Here is an 822-nt window from a genome sequence, read left to right on the forward strand (position 1 = left end):
CCGGTGGGGCAGTTTCCGGGTGGGATAATGGACCTTTTCCTTCGTGAAGCGGCGGTTCGGATTGATGCTGACGACGTGCTTTTCAAGATCGGCGCGCTGATCGACTGGCGGGCGTTCTCGCCGATCCTGACGCGCGGTCTGGGGCGGTCGGGGAGCGGACCGCAGGGCTATGATGCGCTGGTGCTGTTCAAGTGCCTTCTGATCGGCCAGTGGCACGGACAGCCGGACCCGAAACTGGAACGCGCTCTCAAGGTGCGGCTCGATTTCATGCTATTTTGCGGGCTGGGCCTGCATGCCCCGGTGCCTGACGAGACCACCCATTGCCGCTTCCGCAATGCGCTGGTGAAAGGCGGCGTCTACGATGATCTTCTGGGCGAGGTCTGCCGCCAGCTCGAAGATCACGGGCTGAAGCTGAAGGCTGCCGAGGCCGCGATCGTGGATGCCACCTTGGTCGAGAGCGCCGCGCGACCGCGCAGCCATATCGATCCACCGCAGGACCGGGCCGAAGGCGATGCCCCCGACGCTCCGGACATGCACTTCAGCGCCGATCCGGATGCGCGTTGGGTCAAGAAGGGGTCGAAAAGCATCCTGGGCTACAAGGCCTTCGCGCGTGCCGACGAGGACGGCTACATCGACCGCATTCACACCACGCCGGCCAACCAGGCCGAAAGCCCGCACTTCGCCACCATGATCGAGGGCGCAAAGGCGCAACGGGTGCTGGCAGACAAGGCCTATGCCAGCCGCGCCAACCGCGAGGCGCTGCGCGGGCTGCACCGCGACGGTATCCTGCGCAAAGCTGCCAGAGGCCGCCCGCTGCGCCAA

Annotated in this window: 1 protein-coding gene; it reads left to right on the plus strand. The window is 65.7% G+C overall.

The window, feature by feature from the left end:
* Nucleotides 1–27: 27 nt before the first annotated feature.
* A partial coding sequence (locus IM708_RS21090; protein WP_209428508.1) for a transposase occupies nt 28–822 on the plus strand: 795 nt, incomplete at its 3' end.

The sequence above is a fragment of the Pararhodobacter sp. SW119 genome (assembly GCF_017811755.1).
GTDB lineage: Bacteria > Pseudomonadota > Alphaproteobacteria > Rhodobacterales > Rhodobacteraceae > Pararhodobacter.